Source organism: Caenimonas koreensis DSM 17982 (assembly GCF_009646335.1).
GTDB classification, from domain to species: domain Bacteria; phylum Pseudomonadota; class Gammaproteobacteria; order Burkholderiales; family Burkholderiaceae_C; genus Ramlibacter; species Ramlibacter koreensis.
On record NZ_WJBU01000004.1, the window covers coordinates 62,791 to 79,796 of the forward strand.

Here is a 17,006-nt window from a genome sequence, read left to right on the forward strand (position 1 = left end):
TTGTGATTGCCGCTGACGCCACTGCCCAAGACGTGTACGGCCGGCCCGACGGGGGCTGGAGGCTGGCCCTGTACAAGGTCATCTATGAGTCAGACACGGTTGCAGGCCGCCTGTTCGACAAGGTGATCGTGGCTGCGGTCGTGCTCAGCGTGTTGGTGGTGGTGGCCGACAGCGTGCAGTCGCTGCACAAGATGCACTCGAGCCGTTTTGCGGTGATGGAGTGGACCTTCACGATTCTCTTCAGCATCGAATACGTCGCGCGGCTTCTGGCCGTGAAGAATCCGTGGCGCTACGCACGCAGCTTCTTCGGCATCGTTGACCTGGTCGCGGTGTTGCCGACTTATCTGGCGCTGTTCGTGCCGGAGCTACACGCGCTGATCGACGTGCGCATCCTCAGGTTGCTGCGCATCTTCCGGATTTTCCGGCTCACGGCCTATGTCAGCGAATACCAGCTGATGGGCGAAGCGCTGATGGCCAGCCGCCGCAAGATCCTGGTGTTTCTCTCGGCGGTGCTGATGGTCGCGTTTGTGCTGGGCACGCTGCTTTATGTGGTCGAGGGCCCTGAGCATGGCTTCAACGACATTCCGACTGCTGTCTATTGGGCGATCACCACGATCACGACCGTAGGCTTTGGCGACATCACGCCCAAGACCGAACTTGGCCGCCTGATTGCGTCGATCATGATGCTGATCGGCTGGGGCACGCTGGCCGTGCCCACAGGCATCGTCACCGCCGAGATGACGATACGCCGGCATGCGAGCCATGCGCCGGGTGCGACAGGGCCAATCTCCATGCCGCGTACCTGCGCCGCGTGCGGTGCGCGTGGTTACGCACCCGAAGCAAATTTTTGCCAGCAGTGTGGTGCGGCCCTTGCGGGCAGCGACACACGATCGGGCTGAACCCCGGCGGCGTCAGTCGTCGAATCTGGCGCTTCGCGCGGCGAGCAACTCACGCAAGACGGAGCGGTGGCAGCGGGCTTCGTTCTCGCAATAACAACCCAGGGCGAGTGACGTCTGATGCGACATGGCGGCGAGCAAGTCCAGCACGTGACTGGCATCCGGCTGCTTCATCTCGGCGGTGAACTTGCGGCGAAAGGTGTTCCACGACTTCTCGTCCTGCGCTGCCTGGCCCAATGCCATCAGTTCGGCGCTCGGCGCGAGATTCGGCAACCACGTGTCATAGAAATCACGCGAAGCGAATTCACTTTTGGGCACGCCGCGCGGCGGTCGCCGCACGGTGCCCAGACGCAGCCCTTCGCCGGGGCTGCGCGGCGTTCCCAATTGCACGATACGGATGCCCATGACTCGCCTCCTGTCTGCTGACAGCCGCACTATACGGCGGGTGATTCGCCAGGAAGGCTGGCAGGCACCATCACGCGCAAGGCAGCCGGCCGGATGCGGTAGTGCAGCGGCGTTTGCATCAGCGTGACTTCGCCATCGGTCGCGACGCGGATGGATCTCTTGTGTGTGTCCACCATGACCGAGGTGGCCGTGAGCATGTCGAAATCGCGTGCCTGCTCAAGCCGCCCGAACAGCGCGCGAAGGGCCAGCCACACCAGCCCGAAGCGGCCCATGCGGTGCGTGACGTAGAGGCTCAGCTTGCCATCGGCCAGGCCGGCGCGCTCGCCGATTTCAAAGCCCGTCATCGTGTATTCGTTGTTGCCGATGAAGACGAATGCGCTGCGCCGCTCCAGCTTCTTGCCATCGACTTCGAAGTGCAGCGACAGCACCGGGTAGCGCTGGGCGGCGCGCAGGCAAGCGTGCAGCAACGCCGCCCATTTGCCGCGGCCCAGGCGCCGCTGCTGCGCCTCGCGTTCGCGCACGATATCCGGATACAGGCCCAGCCCGGAGTTGTTGATGAAGAGCCGGCCGTTGACTTCGCCGGCATCTACATCCAGAACCTTGCCGCGCACGAGCACGTCAATGGCGCCTTCGGCTTCGAGCGGAATGCCCAGGTCCTTCGCGAAGTGGTTGAGCGTGCCCATCGGGATGACGCCCATGGTGACGCCCGTGCCGGCGACTTGCGATGCCACAGCACTCACCGTGCCGTCACCACCGGCGGCCACGACGAGCGAGGCGCCCTGTTCGATGGCATCGGACGCGGCCCGAGTGATGTCTTCGCCATCGCGCACGAGCACCGCCCGCGCGTCCAGGCCACGGCGGCGGCATGCCGCCTCCATCTCGCCGGCCCCCTCTGCCGGGCGCCCCTGTCCGGCCGATGCGTTGGAAATGATGACGGCAAGCATCTGTACAGGATGAGGCACGCGCGCGTTGCAGAGTGTCGGAGAACTGCGCGATGCCGCTGTTGCTGCGCCTACAGGTGAGGCGGCTTGTCGATATCGGTGATCACGCGGGCGTAGCGCTGCTTGCTCCAGTAGGCGGACGCCCAGTCGATCAGCACGACGATGCGGTTGCGAAAACCGATCAGGAAGTAGATGTGCGCAAACAGCCAGAACAGCCACGCGAAGTAGCCGCTGAATTTCAGGTGGCCCGCAGGCGTGGCCACATCGACGACCGCAGCATTGCGGCCGATGGTGGCGAGGTTGCCGTAGTCGCGGTAGCGAAACGCCGCGGTGGGCTGGCCTGCGATGCGCCGCAGGATGTTGGCCGCAGCAACGCGCCCCATCTGCTTGGCGGCGGGCGACACACCGGGTACGGGGCGCGGCTCGTGCCCGCCCAGGTGGCTCTTGGCCGCAGCGAGGTCGCCGATGACGCTGATCTCAGGGTGGCCCGCAAGGGACAGATCGGCTTCGACAGCAACCCGCCCTGCGCGATCAGTGGGCAAGCCCAGCGACTGCGCGAGCTGCTTGCCCAGCGGTGAGGCGGCTACGCCTGCCGCCCACGTGACGCAGTGGGTGGCGATGGTGTACACGTCGCCGGGCGCGGCTGGCTGCACCTGCACGCCATTGGCGTCGATGGCCGTGACCTTCGCATTCAGCCGCACCTCCACGCCGAGCTTTTGCAGCTGCTGCGTGGCCCGCTCACTGAGTTCAGGCGGCATGGCCTGCAGCACGCGCGCGCTGCCTTCCAGCAGGATGATCCGCGCCTTGGCAGGGTCGATGCGGCGGAACTCGCCCGACAGGGTGTGGTGCGCGATCTCGGCGAGGGTGCCGGCCATTTCCACGCCCGTCGGGCCACCGCCGATCACCACGAAGTTCAGCCACGCGGCCTGCTTCTCCAAGTCGGCTTCCTTCTCGGCAGATTCGAAGGCGAGCAGGATGCGGCGGCGAATTTCGAAGGCGTCGTCAAGTGTCTTCAGGCCCGGCGCGTAAGGCGCCCAATCGTCGCGGCCGAAATAGCTGTGCGTGGCACCGGCGGCGACGATGAGGTGGTCGTAAGGCAGCGCCATGCCGCCCGCGAGCAACACCTGCCGCGAGGCTGGGTCGATGGAAGTCACCTCGCCCAGCAAGCTGGCCACGTTGGCCTGGCGGCGAAACAGGTGGCGCACAGGCGCTGCGATTGCGGGTGCCGAGAGGCCGGCGGTGGCCACCTGGTAGAGCAGCGGCTGGAAGAGGTGGTGGTTGGTGCGGTCGACGAGGGTGATATCGACCGGGGCGTGCCTGAGTGCGCGCGTCGCCTCCAGCCCGCCGAAGCCGCAGCCCACGATCACGATGCGGGGCTTGTTCGCTGTTGCTGATGTGTTGCTTGCCGATGTCATGGGATGATTATGGGCAAACGACGGCACTCGAAAGGATCCTCATGTTCTCCACCTGCATCGCGGGCAGCCTGCCCAAGCCCGCCTGGCTTGCCGAAACGCAAAAGCTCTGGCCGCAATGGAAATCGCAGGGCGATGAGTTGAAGCAGGCCAAGGCTGATGCGACGCTGCTGTGGATCAAGGCGCAGGAAGATGCGGGGCTGGACATCGTGGGCGACGGCGAGCAGTCGCGCCAGCACTTCGTGCATGGCTTCCTGGAGCAGGTCGAGGGCATCGACTTCGAACACAAGGTGAAGATGGGCATTCGCGACAACCGCTACGACGCGATGGTGCCGCAGGTGGTGGCGCCGCTGCGCCTGAAGGGCCGCGTGCATGCCTTCGAAGCGCAGCTCGCACGCGCCCACACGAAGAAGAAGCTCAAGTTCACGATGCCCGGGCCCATGACGATTGTCGATACGGTGGCCGACAAGTTCTACGGCGACAAGGTGAAGATGGCCTTCGCGTTTGCCGAGATGCTCAACCAGGAGGCGCTTGCGCTGCAGGCCGACGGTGTGGACATCATCCAGTTCGATGAGCCCGCATTCAATGTGTACATGAAAGACGCCGCCGACTGGGGCGTGAAGGCACTCGAGCGCGCGGCGCAGGGGCTGACGTGCACGACGGCTGTCCACATCTGCTACGGCTACGGCATCCAGGCGAACAACGACTGGAAGAAGACGCTGGGCGAAGAGTGGAAGCAGTATGAGCAGGTGTTCCCGGCGCTCGCAAAAAGCTCGATCAAGCAGGTGAGCCTGGAGTGCTTCCACTCGCATGTGCCGCCGCACCTGATGAAGCTGCTCGAAGGCAAGGACGTGATGGTGGGCGTGATCGACGTGGCGAGCGACGCGATCGAAACGCCGCAGCAGATTGCAGACACGATTGGCACCGCGCTGCAGTTCGTCGCGAAGGACCGCCTGTTTCCTTGCACCAACTGCGGCCTCGCGCCCATGAGCCGTGAGGTGGCGCTGGCCAAGCTCGATGCACTGGCCAAGGGCGCTGCGCTCGCGCGCCAGAGGTACGCATGATGGGGCGTTTGAATCGCAAGGGGCTCGCCCACCTGCGCGACGCGTTCGAGTCGAGTATCGAGCGGGGGCGCATACCGGGCGCGATCACCGTGGTGGCGCTGGGCGGGCATGTCGAGATGTTCGACACGCTCGGCATGCAGGACCATGCCGCAGGCAAGGCCATGCAGGCCGATGCAATTTTCCGGATCTATTCGATGACGAAGCCGCTGGTGTCGCTCGCCTCGGTGATGCTGATGGAAGACGGCGTGCTGCAGCCGGTGGACCCGGTGTCGAAATGGCTGCCGGAATTCGCGGGGCAAAAGGTCGCGATCGAGCAGGGCAGTTCAATCGTTCGCTACGAAAGTGTGCGGCGCGAAGCCACGGTGCACGACCTGCTGCGGCACACCGCAGGCCTCACGTATGAATTCCTCGGGTCCAGCCCTGTGCAAAAGCTGTACGAGGCTGCCAACGTCACTGACAGGTCACGCACGAACCGCGAGTTCAGCCAGATGTTTGCGCAGCTGCCGCTGGCGCACCAGCCGGGCAGCTGCTGGCAATACAGCCGTGCCACGGATGTGCTCGGCGCGGTGGTCGAGGCTGCGTCGGGGCAGGCGCTGGGTGCTTTCATGAAAGAGCGCATCTTTGATCCGCTCGGCATGAAAGACACTTCATTCAACGTGCCGCACGAGCAGCTGCATCGCATGGCCGAGCCTTTCGCGAATGACCCCGACACGGGCGCGCGTGTTGTGATGATGGACGCGAATGAGACGGCCGCGTATGAGTCGGGCGGCGGTGGCCTGTTTTCCACAGCGGCTGACTACATCCGCTTCCTGCAACTCATGCGCAACCGCGGCAGCCTCGATGGTGCGAGGCTTGTGTCGCGCAAGGCAGTGGAGTGGATGACATCGGATCATCTGGGCGGCATTCCCGCCAATGGCGATCTGCTGCCCGCGGGGCATGGTTTCGGCCTCGGGTTTGCGGTGCGCACTGCTTCGGGCCTGGCACCGCAGCCCGGCTCGCCCGGCCAGTATTTCTGGAGCGGCATTGGCGGCACGCTGTTCTTCGTCGATCCGGCGGAAGACCTGTTTGCCATGATGCTCACGCAGGCGCCCAACCAGCGCATCTACTTTCGCAACCTGTTCCGGCACCTGGTTTACGGCGCGCTGGATTGAGGAGACAAGCCCATGGGCAATCACGATCACGGCCATAACCACGACCACGGCCACGACCACGGGCAGGACCATTCGCATGACGCGCCCTGGAAGCACGACGGCGTGCGCGTGGTGCCCGGCAACCAGCTCGATGGCAACACGGCGCAGACGCCGGGCATGGACCGCAAGGCGGCCATCAACTTTGCGCGCGTGGGCGCGCAGAAGCTGTGGGCCGGCACCGTCACGATTCATGCGAATGCGAAGACGGGTGCGCACCATCACGGCCCGCTCGAAAGCGTGATCTACGTGGTGAAGGGGCGTGCGCGCATGCGCTGGGGCGATCACCTCGAGTTCGTGGCAGAAGCCGGGCCGGGCGACTTCATCTATGTGCCACCCTATGTGCCGCACCAGGAGATCAATGCCAGCCCCACGGAAGCACTCGAATGCGTGCTGTGCCGCAGCGACGGTCAGGCGGTGGCGATCAACCTCGACATCGAACCGGCAGAAAAGCCCGAGCAGGTGCTGTGGGTGGACCCGACGCATCCGCAGGGGGGCGTATGAATCCAAAAGCCACTCGTGCGCTCGCACTGATCACCGGTGCTTCTTCGGGCATTGGCGAATCGCTTGCGGGCTGCTTCGCGGCGTCCGGGCACGACGTCGTGCTGGTCGCGCGCAGCACTGCCAAGCTGCAGGCACTCGCCACGGATCTGGCGGCCACGCATGGTGTGAAGGCTTGGGCCGAACCCTGCGACCTTGCGCAGCCCGGCGCTGCTGCAGCGCTGGCAGCCACCTTGCGCAAGAAGCGCAGGACGATCGACGTGCTCGTGAACAACGCGGGTGTCCTGTCGCAAGGCGCATTCGTCAAGATGAAGCCGGCGACGCACGCGCAGATGATCGACTTGAATATCTCCGGGCTCACGGCGCTGCTCGGCGCCTTTCTGCCCGGCATGGTGGAGCGCGGGCATGGGCGCGTGCTCAACGTCGCTTCGATCGCGTCGTTCCAGCCGGTGCCATCGCTTGCCACGTATGCGGCGACGAAGGCTTACGTGCTGTCGCTCACCGAGTCGCTGGCCGAAGAGATGAGGGGCACCGGCGTGACGGTCACCGCGTTGTGCCCGGGCGTGACGGCAACGCACATGCTGGCGGCGGCCAAGGACGAGAACCCGACGCTGGGGCAACTGCCTTCGTTCCTGATTGGCGACGTTGACGACGTGGCCCGGCAGGGCTTCGAGGCGTGCATGAAGGGCGATGTGATCTGCGTGCCGGGCGTCGTCAATCGCGCTGCGATGATCGCGTCGCGCTCCACGCCGAAGTGGCTGGTGCGGCGCATCGGCGGCATGCTCGGGCGCAAGGCGAGCTGAGCCATTCCTGTCAGTAGACTTCGCTTCTTGCGGCGCGAAGCCTGCCCGGGCAAGACAAATTTCATCTGCCTATGCTGTAATGAAATTGAACCGGTTTCGACTGATGTCGTACTCGACAAGCCGGATGAAACCAGGAGACTCGCCGCATGCCCGCGTTACCGTCAACGGCAACGATTCAACACCTTGACTTGCCGGGCCGGCACGGCCTGCTGCAGCGCTTTGCTGCGGTGCGTGCGCATAGCCTGGCGATCACGAGCGGCCTCACGCCTGAGGACCAGTGCGTGCAGTCCATGCCCGACGCGAGCCCCACCAAATGGCATCTCGCGCACACGAGCTGGTTCTTCGAAGCGGTGGTGCTTTCGCAGCATGCCGCCGGCTACCGCGCGTTCGACCAGCGTTTTTTTCATCTGTTCAATTCGTACTATGAAGCGCTCGGGCCTCGCCATCCGCGAGCGCAGCGCGGCTTGCTCACGCGCCCGGCGCACGATGAAGTGCTGGCTTATCGCATGCATGTCGATGCAGCGATGCAGGCGCTCATTGAAACCGCGAGCCACGACACATGGCTGGCGGCGCAGCCGCTCGTCGAGCTGGGGCTCCATCACGAGCAGCAGCACCAGGAGCTCATCCTCACGGACATCCTGCATGCGTTCTCGTGCAACCCCTTGCTGCCCGCCTGCGAGCCTGCCGGCGTGCCCGCATTGCGGCTGGCAGCAACAGCCTCTGATCCCAAATGGCTGGCGATGCCAGGTGGCATCGTCGACATGGGCCACACTGGCGACGGCTTCGCGTTCGACAACGAAACGCCGCGCCATCAAACGCTGCTCGCGCCCTACCAGATCGCCGACAGGCTCGTGACGTGCGGTGACTACGCGCAGTTCATCGCAGACGGCGGCTACGAGCGCGCGAGCTTCTGGCTCTCCGATGGCTGGGCTGCCGTGCAGGCGGCTGGCTGGAAGGCGCCTGCCTACTGGATTGCACCCGGCGATGCGCGGGCGCCCGCTTCGCACTGGCAGGTGTTTGGCCTGCAAGGCGTGCGGCCGCTCGATCCGTCTGCGCCGGTGTCGCAGCTGAGTTTCTATGAAGCGGCTGCCTATGCAGAATGGGCCGGTGCACGACTGCCGACAGAAGCTGAATGGGAGGCTGCTTTCACGGCCCCCGGCATCACGCAGATGACGGGCCACGTGTGGCAATGGACGCGTTCTTCCTACGACCCGTACCCGGGCTTTCGACCGCTTGCAGGCGCCGTGGGCGAATACAACGGCAAGTTCATGGTGGGCCAGATCGTCCTGCGCGGCAGCAGTGTTGCGACGCCCGCAGGTCACGCACGGCCGACCTATCGCAACTTCTTCCCGCCGGCGGCACGCTGGCAATTTTCGGGCTTGCGCCTGGCGAAGGACGCCACATGCTGATGAGCAAATTCATCGAGGTCGGCACGAGTGACGCGGTTGATGCGCAGTCGCGGCTCGAAGCCCCGATGGACAACGCTTTTGCGCAGGACCTGTGCGCCGCGCTTTCGACGCGGCCCCGCGCGATTTCGCCAAAGTACTTCTACGACGAGGCTGGCTCGCTGCTGTTTGATCGCATCTGCGACTTGCCTGAGTACTATCCGACGCGCACCGAGCTGGGCATTCTGGAGCGCAACGCGCAGGACATCGCAGCCCACATGGGCCCGCGCGCGGAGATTGTCGAGTTCGGTGCGGGTGCGCTGCGCAAGGTACGCATCCTGCTCGATGCCATGGACCGGCCCGCACGCTACCTGCCCATCGACATTTCGGGCGAGCATCTGTCGCGCGCGGCGTCGGCGTTGCAGCAAGACTATCCGGGCCTTGATGTGCAGCCTGTGGTGGCTGACTACACGCAACGCCTGCTGTTGCCCGCACCTTTGCCGGGGGCCGGGCAGCGCGTGGGTTTTTTCCCTGGTTCGACGATCGGCAATTTCACGCCCGACGAAGCGCTGCACTTCCTGCAAGTCACGGCGCAGGTGCTGCGCGGCGGCGCGTTGCTGATCGGCGCGGATCTGGTGAAAGACCCGGCTGTCCTGCACGCGGCCTATAACGACTCGCAAGGCGTGACGGCTGCTTTCAACCTCAATTTGCTCGCACGTGCGAACCGCGAGTTGGGCGCGCGTTTTGTGCTGGAGCAGTTTGCGCACAGCGCGTTCTACAACGCACCGCGCCAGCGCATTGAAATGCATCTGGTCAGCAAGCGTCGCCAGATGGTTTCGGTAGGTGGCCAGTGCTTCGAGTTTGAAGAAGGCGAGACGCTGCATACCGAGAACTCCCACAAGTTCACGATCGACAGCCTTCGCTCGCTCGCCGTGCGCGCAGGCTTCCGGCCGGGGCCGGTCTGGACGGACCCCGACAACCTGTTCAGCGTGCACTGGCTGCACGCCCCGCTTTGAAAGGGCGTATCGCATGAAAGCCATCTGGAACGGCGTGACCATTGCCGAGAGCGATGACACGGTCACCGTCGAAGGCAATCATTACTTTCCCGCGAGCTCGCTCAAGCGCGAGTACGTCACGTTCAGCAACCACCAGACGACTTGCCCCTGGAAGGGCAAGGCGAGCTACTACTCGCTGATGGTCAATGGCGAGATGAACACTGACGCCGTCTGGTACTACGCGGACCCCAAGCCCGAAGCCGAAGCCGTGCGTGACCGCGTGGCCTTCTGGCGTGGTGTGAAAGTTCAGCCCTAGGAGTTTTTTCATGACGAAAGCAATGCAAGCCGATGCAGTGGTCGTCGGCTCGGGACAAGCTGCGCCTGCGCTTTGCGTGGCGCTGGCCCAGCGCGGCGAGAAGGTTGTGCTGATCGAGGGTGCGCAGGTGGGCGGCTCGTGCGTCAACTACGGCTGCACGCCGACCAAGACGCTGCGCAAGAGTGCGCGTGTGGCGTATCTCGCTCGCCGCGCGGCGGAGTTTGGCGTGCATCTTGGCAAGGTCGAAGTGGACTTTGCTGCTGCGATGAACCGGATGCAGTCGCGCGTGGATACGTCGCGCGGCGGGCTGGAAAGCTGGATCGGCGGGGAGCCCAACATCACGCTGCTGCGGGCGTGGGGCTCGTTCGTGGGCGGGGAAGAAGGTGCGTTCGATTTACTGGCTGGCGAGCAGCCGGTGCGAGCGAAGCGGGTGTATCTCAACACCGGCACGCGCGCGTTCATTCCGCCGATCCCGGGCCTCGACCAGGTGCCGTATCTCGACAACGTGTCACTGCTGAAGTTGCGCGAGCGGCCACGGCACCTCATCGTGATTGGCGGCAGCTATATCGGCCTGGAGATGGGCCAGATTTTCCGGCGGCTGGGCAGTGAGGTGACAGTGATTGAAACAGGGCCTCGCATCACGAGCCGTGAAGACGAAGAGGTGTCCGCCTGCATTGCCTCGTTCCTGGAGGAGGAGGGCATCAACATCGTGGCGGGCCTGCCCGTGACGCGCGTGGCTCGCTCGGGCGATGGCGTGGTGGTGGAACTGGGCGCGCGCAAGGTCGAAGGCTCGCATGTGCTGGTGGCAACGGGTCGCTTGCCGAATACGGAGAAGCTCAACTTGCAAGCCGTGGGCGTCGACATGGATGCGCGCGGATTCGTGCCGACCAACGCGCGGCTTGAAACCAATGTGCCCGGCATTTGGGCGCTGGGCGACATCAACAAGCGCGGCGCATTCACGCACACGAGTTATCACGACTACGAAATCGCGATTGCGAATCATGATGGCGGGCACCGCAGCGCCGACGACCGGATCATGGCCTACGCCATGTTCACGGACCCGCCGCTGGGACGCGTGGGCATGTCGGAAGCCGAGGCGCGGGCGAGCGGCCGCAACATCCTGATGGCGACGTTCGACATGAAGAACGTGAGTCGCGCCAAGGAGGAGGGCGAGACGACGGGCCTGGTCAAGATGCTAGTGGACGCAGACACCGACCAGTTTGTCGGCGCGACGCTGGTGGGCATCAACGCCGACGAGATCATCCAGGTGATCAGCAATTTCATGGCCGCCGGTGCGAGCTGGCGCGTGATGAAAGACGCGCTGCCTGTGCACCCGACGGTGACGGAGTTCTTTCCGACGATTCTGGGCAAGTTGCGGCCCTTGGCAGGTTGAGCGTCAGGCGTCAGGCGTCGGGCGTTGAGCGTTGAGCGTTGAGCGTTGAGCGAGAATCGATCTTCCACGCCGAACGCCTGACGCTCAACGCCGAACCTCTCCGATGATTCTCGAGCCTGCCTTCACCTACCCGGACCAGCTGCCTGGCCTGCTTCGCCGTCAGGGCTATGCCGTAGTGAGCCCGCGTGCCGTGTGTGAGCTGACTGACTGCAGCTTCGACGAGCTGATGGCGCTGCGCCCGAGCTGGGACGATCTGGCGCCCGATGCCTACCTGAAAGACGGCGGGCACTACCGGCGCAGGCGTCACTCATGCTTCGTGGTTGAGGGTGGCAAGGTCACTGAAGCGCCGCATCGCGCGCACTGGCAGCCCGTGGAATACAACGCGCTGCATGGCGGCATGCAGCGCTGGTTCGAGCCGATGGACCACCACGTGCTGCAGGCGCCAGCCTGGAACAAGCTGCTCGTTGCGCTGGCCGAGGTCACGTCAGACCTGAAGGGCGAGAAGCCATGGTTTGTAGAAGCGCATCAGTTCCGCATTGATACCGACGGCGGCATCGGGCGGCCGACGCCCGAGGGCGCGCATCGCGACGGCGTCGACCTGGTGGCGGTATTCCTGGTGGGCCGTGAAGCGATCAAGGGCGGCGAGACGCGTGTTTTTGAATCGGATGGACCTGCCGGCCAGCGCTTCACGCTCACGCAGCCATGGAGCCTGCTGCTGCTTGACGACGAGCGGGTGATCCACGAGTCAACGCCGATCCAGCCGCTGGGCGCACACGGCTATCGCGACACGCTGGTGATTACCTTGCGCGCCAGCGGTTTCCAGGGGAGCTGAGCAGCCCCAGCAGCCCGGCGATGCGCTGGGCGCGCCGCCACACACGCCAGTACGCGAAAGCCTTTGCCGCCAGCCCCGCAATTTTTCGGGGCCGCAGCAGTACCGGCGCGGCCAGGCCGATCAACAGCCAGTGCGGGTTGGCCATGAGCCATCGCCATCCATCGCCAATGCGGTCGGCCACGGCGAAAGGACGCTCGAGCACGGCGGCGTCCTGCGCGAAGGAGGCTCGCAACTCGCGGCTGCGGGCCACCAGTTCGGTTTGGCGCCGCACAAGTTCAAGTTGCTGGTCGTGAAACATGCCTATTCGCGCGGCGCAAGCGCTTCGCGGTCTTGCGCGATTTCAGCGAGCGTGGCCTGGAACATGTGCGTCTTGGCCCGCAACCGCTGGCCGCCGGCCCGCATGGCGAGGATGCCGCCGCCGATGAACACAATGGTCATCACCGCCAGCGCCACGATGCGATAACCCTCGGCGAACAGCATGATGATCAAGGCGCACAGCAGCACGGCGCCAATGGAGGTCAGCATGAGGCCGATGGCCGCGACGATGAGGCCGTCGAACAGGCGAAGCTTTTCCTGCTCCAGCTCGTTGCCCAAGATGTGCAGCCGCACCTGCCCGATTTCGAGCACGGTGGCAAACATGCGCCGCAGCGAAGCGAGCAGGCCGCCCGAGGCGCCAGCCTCTGTCATGGCAGGGCGGTTCAGCGGCGGCTGATGAGCATGCCGACCACGAGGCCGACGCCAGCGGCAATGCCGACGGCACGCCACGGGTTGTCTTGCACGTAGGCGTCGGCGGCGCGGCCCGCGTCGCGAACGCGCACCACGGCCATGTCCTGCAGGTCAACCAGGTCGGCCTTGGCCTGTTCCATGCGCGCTTGCATGCGGATGCGCATCTCGCTTGCCTTGTCGCCAACGTTGCCGGCGGTGAGCTTCAAAAGCTCCTCGGCATCGGCGATGACCAGCTTCAGGTCGCTCATGAGTTTGTCTTTGTGCGATTGGGTCAGTTCTTCAGACATGGGCCGCTTTCGTGAATGGCAAGTGGATAGTGAATGGTAGCGTGATTGCTGCCGGGCGACGCCATCAGACGCGCTCGAAAATCGCCGCAATGCCCTGGCCGCCACCAATGCACATCGTGACAAGGGCGTAGCGCCCGCCGATGCGTTGCAGCTCGTGCAGTGCCTTCACCGTGATCAAGGCGCCCGTCGCGCCGATGGGGTGCCCGAGCGAGATGCCGGAGCCGTTCGGGTTGACCTTGGCAGGATCGAGTTCCAGGTCGCGTGTGACTGCGCAGGCTTGCGCTGCAAAGGCCTCATTGGCTTCGATGACGTCGAGATCCTTGATGGACAGCTTGGCCTTTTGCAGCGCCTTGCGCGTGGCCGGCACCGGGCCTATGCCCATGAACTTCGGATCGACGCCTGCGTGCGCGTAGGCAACCAGCCGGGCCAGCGGCTTGATGCCGCGACGCATGGCGACGCTGCGCTCCATCAGCACGACGGCAGCTGCGGCGTCATTGATGCCTGACGAATTGCCGGCCGTCACGGTGCCTGCCTCTTTCGCAAACACGGGCCGCAGCGTCGCCAGATCTTCCAGCCGGACGCCGGTGCGGAAATGTTCGTCGGTGTCGAACACCGTCTCGCCCTGCCTGCCCTTGAGCACGACGGGCACGATCTGGTCCTTGAAATAGCCCGCCTTGGTCGCGCGTTCAGCGCGGTTGTGGCTTTCGACGGCCAGGCGGTCCTGGTCTTCGCGGGTGATGCCCCACTTGGCTGCGACGTTTTCGGCGGTCATGCCCATGTGGATGTTGTGGAAGGGGTCGTGCAGGGCACCGGTGAGCATGTCGACCATCTTCATTTCGCCCATTCGCACGCCCCAGCGGGCGGTGAGCGAGGCGTAGGGCGCGCGGCTCATGTTTTCAGCGCCGCCGCCGATGGCGATGTCGCAGTCGCCAAGCTGGATGGTGTGGGCAGCCGACAGGATGGCCTGCAGGCCCGAGCCGCACAGGCGATTGACGTTGAAAGCGGGGGTGCCTTCAGCGCAGCCGCCGTTGATGGCCGCCATGCGGGAGAGGTACATGTCGCGCGGCTCGGTGTTCACGACGTGGCCGAACACCACGTGGCCGACATCGGCGCCCGCAACCGCTGCCCGCGAGAGTGATTCGCGCACGACCAGCGCGCCGAGATCGACGGGTGGCACGTCTTTCAGGCTGCCGCCGAAGGTTCCGATGGCGGTGCGCACTGCGCTGACGACGACGACTTCCTGGATCATGGGAATACTCCTCCTTGGGGTGCAGCTTTTATTGGACAACGAAACAATGTAACCCGAGCGCCGCCCCCTCGGCTAGTCGCGGATGTCGGAGACGGGGTTGGCGCCAAAGTCAGGACGGGCGAGGTAAGCCAGCACGCGCGTGGCCGCGTCTTGCGGTGACACCAGCATGCCTTTTTCCTTCATGCCGACAAAGTTGCCTGCATCGGGGAACTGGCTCGCGTCGGAGGAGCGCAGGTGCACTTGCATGTCGGTGTCGATCACGCCGGGGGCGAGTGAGCTGATCTTCGCGCCGTTGGGCCGCAGCGCTTCTTCGAGGGCGACACACCGCGAGAAGTGGTCCATGCCGGCCTTCGACGCGCAATACGGGGCCTGCGATGCCATTGGCCTGCGGCCCAGGCCCGACGAGATGTTGAGTACTTTGCGCTGCGAAGCCCAGTCATGCGTTGCCCGAAGGAAAGCCGAAGCCAGCAGCATGGGCGCTTCCAGGTCGATGCGCATGGCCTGGGCAATTTCAGCGGCGCTCAACGCAGACAGGGGCACCAGGCGCGGCAGCATGCCGGCGTTGTTGATCAGCGTGACGGTGGCGATGTCGCGGGAGCTGACATTCGCCAGCCACGCTTCCAGGCGCAGGGCTGCTGCCTCGGCATTGGCAAGATCGACCGGCCACTGCTCGCAGCGCTGTCCTGCGCGCGCTGCGTGCTGGCCCAGCGCGTCATTGTGGTGTCGCGACATGCAAAGCAGGTCGTGCCCCGCATCGAGAAGCTGTTCGGCCATGGCAAGGCCCATGCCGCGCGAGGCGCCGGTGAGGATCGTGAGGTGTTTGCTCATCCCTTGATCGTAGCGGGGCGGCGACACGCGTGCTCAGAATGGCGGCGGGCTGGAGAACGTGACGCGCTGGCTCGTCGCGGGATGGGTGAGTTCAAGCTGCACCGCATGCAGCAACAGCCGCGGGCTGAGCGCCTGCACGTGGGGCGGTGCGTAGAGCGCATCGCCGAGGATGGGGTGCCCGAGCGATTTCAGGTGCACTCGCAGCTGGTGGGTGCGGCCCGTCAGGGGCTCGAGCGCGACGCGCGTTGTGTTGCTCGCCCGGTCGTGCGAGAGGGCTCGCCACTTTGTCTGGCTGGGCTTGCCGGCAACGGCGTCGACGATTTGCAGGGGACGGTTCGGCCAGTCAGCGGCCAAGGGCAGATCGATCGTGTGCCAGCTATTGTCGTGTTCAGGCTCAAGGCAACCCGCGACAACCGCCATGTAGTGTTTGGTGACTTCACGCCGTTCGAAGGCGGCGCTCAATTGCTTTTGGGCTTGAGGGCCTCGCGCCATCAAGCACAGGCCGGAGGTGGCCATGTCCAGCCGGTGCACGACGAGTGCATCGGCAAATTCTGCCTGTGCGCGGCTGGCGAGGCAGTCCTGTTTGTCCTCGCCGCGGCCAGGCACGCACAGGAGGCCCGCGGGCTTGTCGAGCACCAGCAGATGAGCATCGCAAAACACCACCAGCCCAGATAATCCCGGCATGAATTTCCTTCACTCGATTCCGCTGTCGGTGCAGACAATCGTGCTGCTCATAGCGTCCAACGCTTTCATGACGATGGCCTGGTACGGCCACCTGAAAAACCTGGCAACGGCGCCGTGGTACATCGCAGCGCTAATCAGCTGGGCCATCGCGCTGGCCGAATACCTGCTGCAGGTGCCCGCCAATCGCATCGGCTTCCAGCAGGCCGGATTCAGTGTCGGGCAATTGAAGATCATGCAGGAGGTCATCACGCTGGCTGTATTCCTTCCGTTCTCGTTTTTCTATCTCGACGAGCCGCTCAAGCTGGACTACCTGTGGGCTGCCCTGTGCATGGTCGGCGCAGCCTACTTCATCTTCCGCCACGCCTGATAACGGGAGCGGTTGCAGGCAGACGGTACACTCGCCGCACTTTCACCGACGTTATCCAATTCAGGAGCCGGCAATGTTTGGCAAGCTGCTGCCGCGCGAAGGCAACTTTTTCGAGATGTTCAACCAGCACGCTGACAAGATCGTGGAGGCTGCGCGCGCCTTCTCGCAGCTGGTGGCGAACTACAGCGATCCGCACCTGCGTGAGCAGTACAACCGCGACGTCGACAACGCCGAGCGCGCTGCGGATCGAGTGACCCACGAGGTCAACCGGCTGCTTCACAAGACGTTCATCACGCCGATCGACCGTGAGCAGATCCACAAGCTGATCAACACGATGGACGACGTGGCCGACCTGATCCAGGACTCGGCCGAGACCATGGCGCTGTACGACGTGCGCATGGTCAACGAAGAAATCATGCGCCTGACGGACCTGTCGGTGCGTTGCTGCGACAGGCTGAAAGAGGCCGTCTACATGATCGGCAAGCTCACAGACCCCGCCACGGCCGAAGCGGCGCTGAAGACCTGCGAGGAAATCGACAAGCTCGAGTCCGACGCCGATCGCGTGATGCGCTCGGCCATGAGCAAGCTCTTTCGCGAAGAGCCCGATGTGCGTGAAGTGATCAAGCTCAAGGCAATTTATGAGCTGCTGGAGACGATCACCGACAAGTGCGAGGACGTGGCCAACGTGATCGAGGGCATCATCCTCGAGAACTCTTGATTCGCAGGGCACGCTGA

At 64.5% G+C, this 17,006-nt stretch carries 21 protein-coding genes; 12 read left to right on the plus strand and 9 right to left on the minus strand.

Translation table 11 applies throughout. The annotated features are described in order from the left end of the window. The first annotated feature begins 2 nt into the window (after window positions 1–2). Window positions 3–899 carry an ion transporter gene (locus GHT07_RS04595; RefSeq protein ID WP_323740798.1) on the plus strand — a complete coding sequence of 299 codons (897 nt, stop codon included), beginning with the start codon at window positions 3–5 and terminating at the stop codon, window positions 897–899. A gap of 12 nt (window positions 900–911) precedes the next feature. Here the strand turns inward: GHT07_RS04595 and GHT07_RS04600 are convergent, their stop codons facing one another. The 3 genes from GHT07_RS04600 to GHT07_RS04610 form a co-directional block, all read right to left on the minus strand. After that, window positions 912–1,301, minus strand: a complete 390-nt coding sequence (locus GHT07_RS04600; protein WP_153583893.1) for a DUF488 domain-containing protein — start codon at window positions 1,299–1,301, stop codon at window positions 912–914. A gap of 29 nt (window positions 1,302–1,330) precedes the next feature. Further along, on the minus strand, window positions 1,331–2,245 hold the full coding sequence (locus GHT07_RS04605) for a diacylglycerol/lipid kinase family protein (protein ID WP_153583894.1): 915 nt from the start codon (window positions 2,243–2,245) through the stop codon (window positions 1,331–1,333). A 68-nt stretch (window positions 2,246–2,313) separates the two neighbouring features. Beyond that, window positions 2,314–3,657, minus strand: coding sequence for an NAD(P)/FAD-dependent oxidoreductase (locus tag GHT07_RS04610; RefSeq protein WP_153583895.1), 1,344 nt, complete (start codon window positions 3,655–3,657; stop codon window positions 2,314–2,316). Window positions 3,658–3,698: 41 nt separating this feature from the next. Here GHT07_RS04610 and GHT07_RS04615 point away from each other — a divergent pair, with 41 nt between their 5' ends. The 9 genes from GHT07_RS04615 to GHT07_RS04655 all read left to right on the plus strand — a co-directional run bounded on the left by GHT07_RS04615 (window position 3,699) and on the right by GHT07_RS04655 (window position 12,130). Next, window positions 3,699–4,718: a methionine synthase gene (locus tag GHT07_RS04615; RefSeq protein ID WP_153583896.1), complete on the plus strand. Its 1,020-nt coding sequence runs from the start codon at window positions 3,699–3,701 to the stop codon at window positions 4,716–4,718. Further along, on the plus strand, window positions 4,715–5,869 hold the full coding sequence (locus GHT07_RS04620; RefSeq protein WP_228488185.1) for a serine hydrolase domain-containing protein: 1,155 nt from the start codon (window positions 4,715–4,717) through the stop codon (window positions 5,867–5,869). Before GHT07_RS04615 ends, GHT07_RS04620 begins: the two co-directional genes overlap by 4 nt. A 12-nt stretch (window positions 5,870–5,881) precedes the next feature. Beyond that, a complete protein-coding gene (locus GHT07_RS04625) occupies window positions 5,882–6,409 on the plus strand; it encodes a cupin domain-containing protein (RefSeq protein ID WP_153583897.1) in 528 nt (175 codons plus the stop codon). Next, a complete protein-coding gene (locus tag GHT07_RS04630) occupies window positions 6,406–7,209 on the plus strand; it encodes an SDR family NAD(P)-dependent oxidoreductase (RefSeq protein WP_153583898.1) in 804 nt (267 codons plus the stop codon). Before GHT07_RS04625 ends, GHT07_RS04630 begins: the two co-directional genes overlap by 4 nt. Window positions 7,210–7,355: 146 nt before the next feature. Then, window positions 7,356–8,618, plus strand: coding sequence for an ergothioneine biosynthesis protein EgtB (gene egtB / locus GHT07_RS04635; RefSeq protein WP_153583899.1), 1,263 nt, complete (start codon window positions 7,356–7,358; stop codon window positions 8,616–8,618). Between the two features lie 65 nt (window positions 8,619–8,683). Next, entirely contained in the window at window positions 8,684–9,610 is a 927-nt protein-coding gene (gene egtD / locus GHT07_RS04640) for an L-histidine N(alpha)-methyltransferase (RefSeq protein ID WP_228488194.1), read from the plus strand. A gap of 13 nt (window positions 9,611–9,623) precedes the next feature. Next, a complete protein-coding gene (locus tag GHT07_RS04645; protein WP_153583901.1) occupies window positions 9,624–9,905 on the plus strand; it encodes a DUF427 domain-containing protein in 282 nt (93 codons plus the stop codon). Between the two features lie 10 nt (window positions 9,906–9,915). Further along, complete coding sequence (locus GHT07_RS04650; RefSeq protein ID WP_153583902.1) at window positions 9,916–11,298, plus strand: mercuric reductase; 1,383 nt, start codon at window positions 9,916–9,918, stop codon at window positions 11,296–11,298. A gap of 103 nt (window positions 11,299–11,401) precedes the next feature. Continuing rightward, on the plus strand, window positions 11,402–12,130 hold the full coding sequence (locus GHT07_RS04655; protein WP_153583903.1) for a 2OG-Fe dioxygenase family protein: 729 nt from the start codon (window positions 11,402–11,404) through the stop codon (window positions 12,128–12,130). Here the strand turns inward: GHT07_RS04655 and GHT07_RS04660 are convergent. From GHT07_RS04660 to GHT07_RS04685, 6 genes are all read right to left on the minus strand, one after another. After that, a complete protein-coding gene (locus tag GHT07_RS04660) occupies window positions 12,096–12,428 on the minus strand; it encodes a YqjK family protein (RefSeq protein WP_153583904.1) in 333 nt (110 codons plus the stop codon). The genes GHT07_RS04655 and GHT07_RS04660 overlap by 35 nt on opposite strands. Window positions 12,429–12,430: 2 nt before the next feature. Continuing rightward, window positions 12,431–12,817, minus strand: a complete 387-nt coding sequence (locus tag GHT07_RS04665) for a phage holin family protein (RefSeq protein WP_153583905.1) — start codon at window positions 12,815–12,817, stop codon at window positions 12,431–12,433. A gap of 11 nt (window positions 12,818–12,828) precedes the next feature. Next, window positions 12,829–13,143, minus strand: a complete 315-nt coding sequence (locus GHT07_RS04670) for a DUF883 family protein (protein WP_153583906.1) — start codon at window positions 13,141–13,143, stop codon at window positions 12,829–12,831. 64 nt (window positions 13,144–13,207) lie between these two features. After that, entirely contained in the window at window positions 13,208–14,392 is a 1,185-nt protein-coding gene (gene bktB, locus GHT07_RS04675) for a beta-ketothiolase BktB (RefSeq protein ID WP_153583907.1), read from the minus strand. Window positions 14,393–14,464: 72 nt separating this feature from the next. Beyond that, a complete protein-coding gene (locus GHT07_RS04680; RefSeq protein WP_153583908.1) occupies window positions 14,465–15,220 on the minus strand; it encodes an SDR family NAD(P)-dependent oxidoreductase in 756 nt (251 codons plus the stop codon). 33 nt (window positions 15,221–15,253) lie between these two features. Next, the gene (locus GHT07_RS04685; RefSeq protein ID WP_153583909.1) at window positions 15,254–15,904 is read right to left on the minus strand and encodes an RluA family pseudouridine synthase; all 651 of its coding nucleotides are present in this window, start codon (window positions 15,902–15,904) and stop codon (window positions 15,254–15,256) included. Here GHT07_RS04685 and GHT07_RS04690 point away from each other — a divergent pair. Continuing rightward, a complete protein-coding gene (locus GHT07_RS04690) occupies window positions 15,903–16,271 on the plus strand; it encodes a DMT family protein (RefSeq protein ID WP_153583910.1) in 369 nt (122 codons plus the stop codon). The genes GHT07_RS04685 and GHT07_RS04690 overlap by 2 nt on opposite strands. A 73-nt stretch (window positions 16,272–16,344) precedes the next feature. Next, complete coding sequence (locus tag GHT07_RS04695) at window positions 16,345–16,989, plus strand: DUF47 domain-containing protein (protein WP_153583911.1); 645 nt, start codon at window positions 16,345–16,347, stop codon at window positions 16,987–16,989. Window positions 16,990–17,006 lie beyond the last annotated feature (17 nt).

Coding starts and splice junctions, on each gene's coding strand:
- GHT07_RS04660 (WP_153583904.1), bottom strand. CDS start 12,428: ATGTTTCACGACCAGCAACTTGAACTTGTGCGGCGCCAAACCGAACTG.
- egtB (WP_153583899.1), top strand. CDS start 7,356: ATGCCCGCGTTACCGTCAACGGCAACGATTCAACACCTTGACTTGCCG.
- GHT07_RS04625 (WP_153583897.1), top strand. CDS start 5,882: ATGGGCAATCACGATCACGGCCATAACCACGACCACGGCCACGACCAC.
- bktB (WP_153583907.1), bottom strand. CDS start 14,392: ATGATCCAGGAAGTCGTCGTCGTCAGCGCAGTGCGCACCGCCATCGGA.
- GHT07_RS04665 (WP_153583905.1), bottom strand. CDS start 12,817: ATGACAGAGGCTGGCGCCTCGGGCGGCCTGCTCGCTTCGCTGCGGCGC.
- GHT07_RS04600 (WP_153583893.1), bottom strand. CDS start 1,301: ATGGGCATCCGTATCGTGCAATTGGGAACGCCGCGCAGCCCCGGCGAA.
- GHT07_RS04615 (WP_153583896.1), top strand. CDS start 3,699: ATGTTCTCCACCTGCATCGCGGGCAGCCTGCCCAAGCCCGCCTGGCTT.
- GHT07_RS04655 (WP_153583903.1), top strand. CDS start 11,402: ATGATTCTCGAGCCTGCCTTCACCTACCCGGACCAGCTGCCTGGCCTG.
- GHT07_RS04605 (WP_153583894.1), bottom strand. CDS start 2,245: ATGCTTGCCGTCATCATTTCCAACGCATCGGCCGGACAGGGGCGCCCG.
- GHT07_RS04630 (WP_153583898.1), top strand. CDS start 6,406: ATGAATCCAAAAGCCACTCGTGCGCTCGCACTGATCACCGGTGCTTCT.
- GHT07_RS04620 (WP_228488185.1), top strand. CDS start 4,715: ATGATGGGGCGTTTGAATCGCAAGGGGCTCGCCCACCTGCGCGACGCG.
- GHT07_RS04670 (WP_153583906.1), bottom strand. CDS start 13,143: ATGTCTGAAGAACTGACCCAATCGCACAAAGACAAACTCATGAGCGAC.
- GHT07_RS04680 (WP_153583908.1), bottom strand. CDS start 15,220: ATGAGCAAACACCTCACGATCCTCACCGGCGCCTCGCGCGGCATGGGC.
- GHT07_RS04690 (WP_153583910.1), top strand. CDS start 15,903: ATGAATTTCCTTCACTCGATTCCGCTGTCGGTGCAGACAATCGTGCTG.
- egtD (WP_228488194.1), top strand. CDS start 8,684: ATGGACAACGCTTTTGCGCAGGACCTGTGCGCCGCGCTTTCGACGCGG.
- GHT07_RS04645 (WP_153583901.1), top strand. CDS start 9,624: ATGAAAGCCATCTGGAACGGCGTGACCATTGCCGAGAGCGATGACACG.
- GHT07_RS04610 (WP_153583895.1), bottom strand. CDS start 3,657: ATGACATCGGCAAGCAACACATCAGCAACAGCGAACAAGCCCCGCATC.
- GHT07_RS04650 (WP_153583902.1), top strand. CDS start 9,916: ATGACGAAAGCAATGCAAGCCGATGCAGTGGTCGTCGGCTCGGGACAA.
- GHT07_RS04695 (WP_153583911.1), top strand. CDS start 16,345: ATGTTTGGCAAGCTGCTGCCGCGCGAAGGCAACTTTTTCGAGATGTTC.
- GHT07_RS04685 (WP_153583909.1), bottom strand. CDS start 15,904: ATGCCGGGATTATCTGGGCTGGTGGTGTTTTGCGATGCTCATCTGCTG.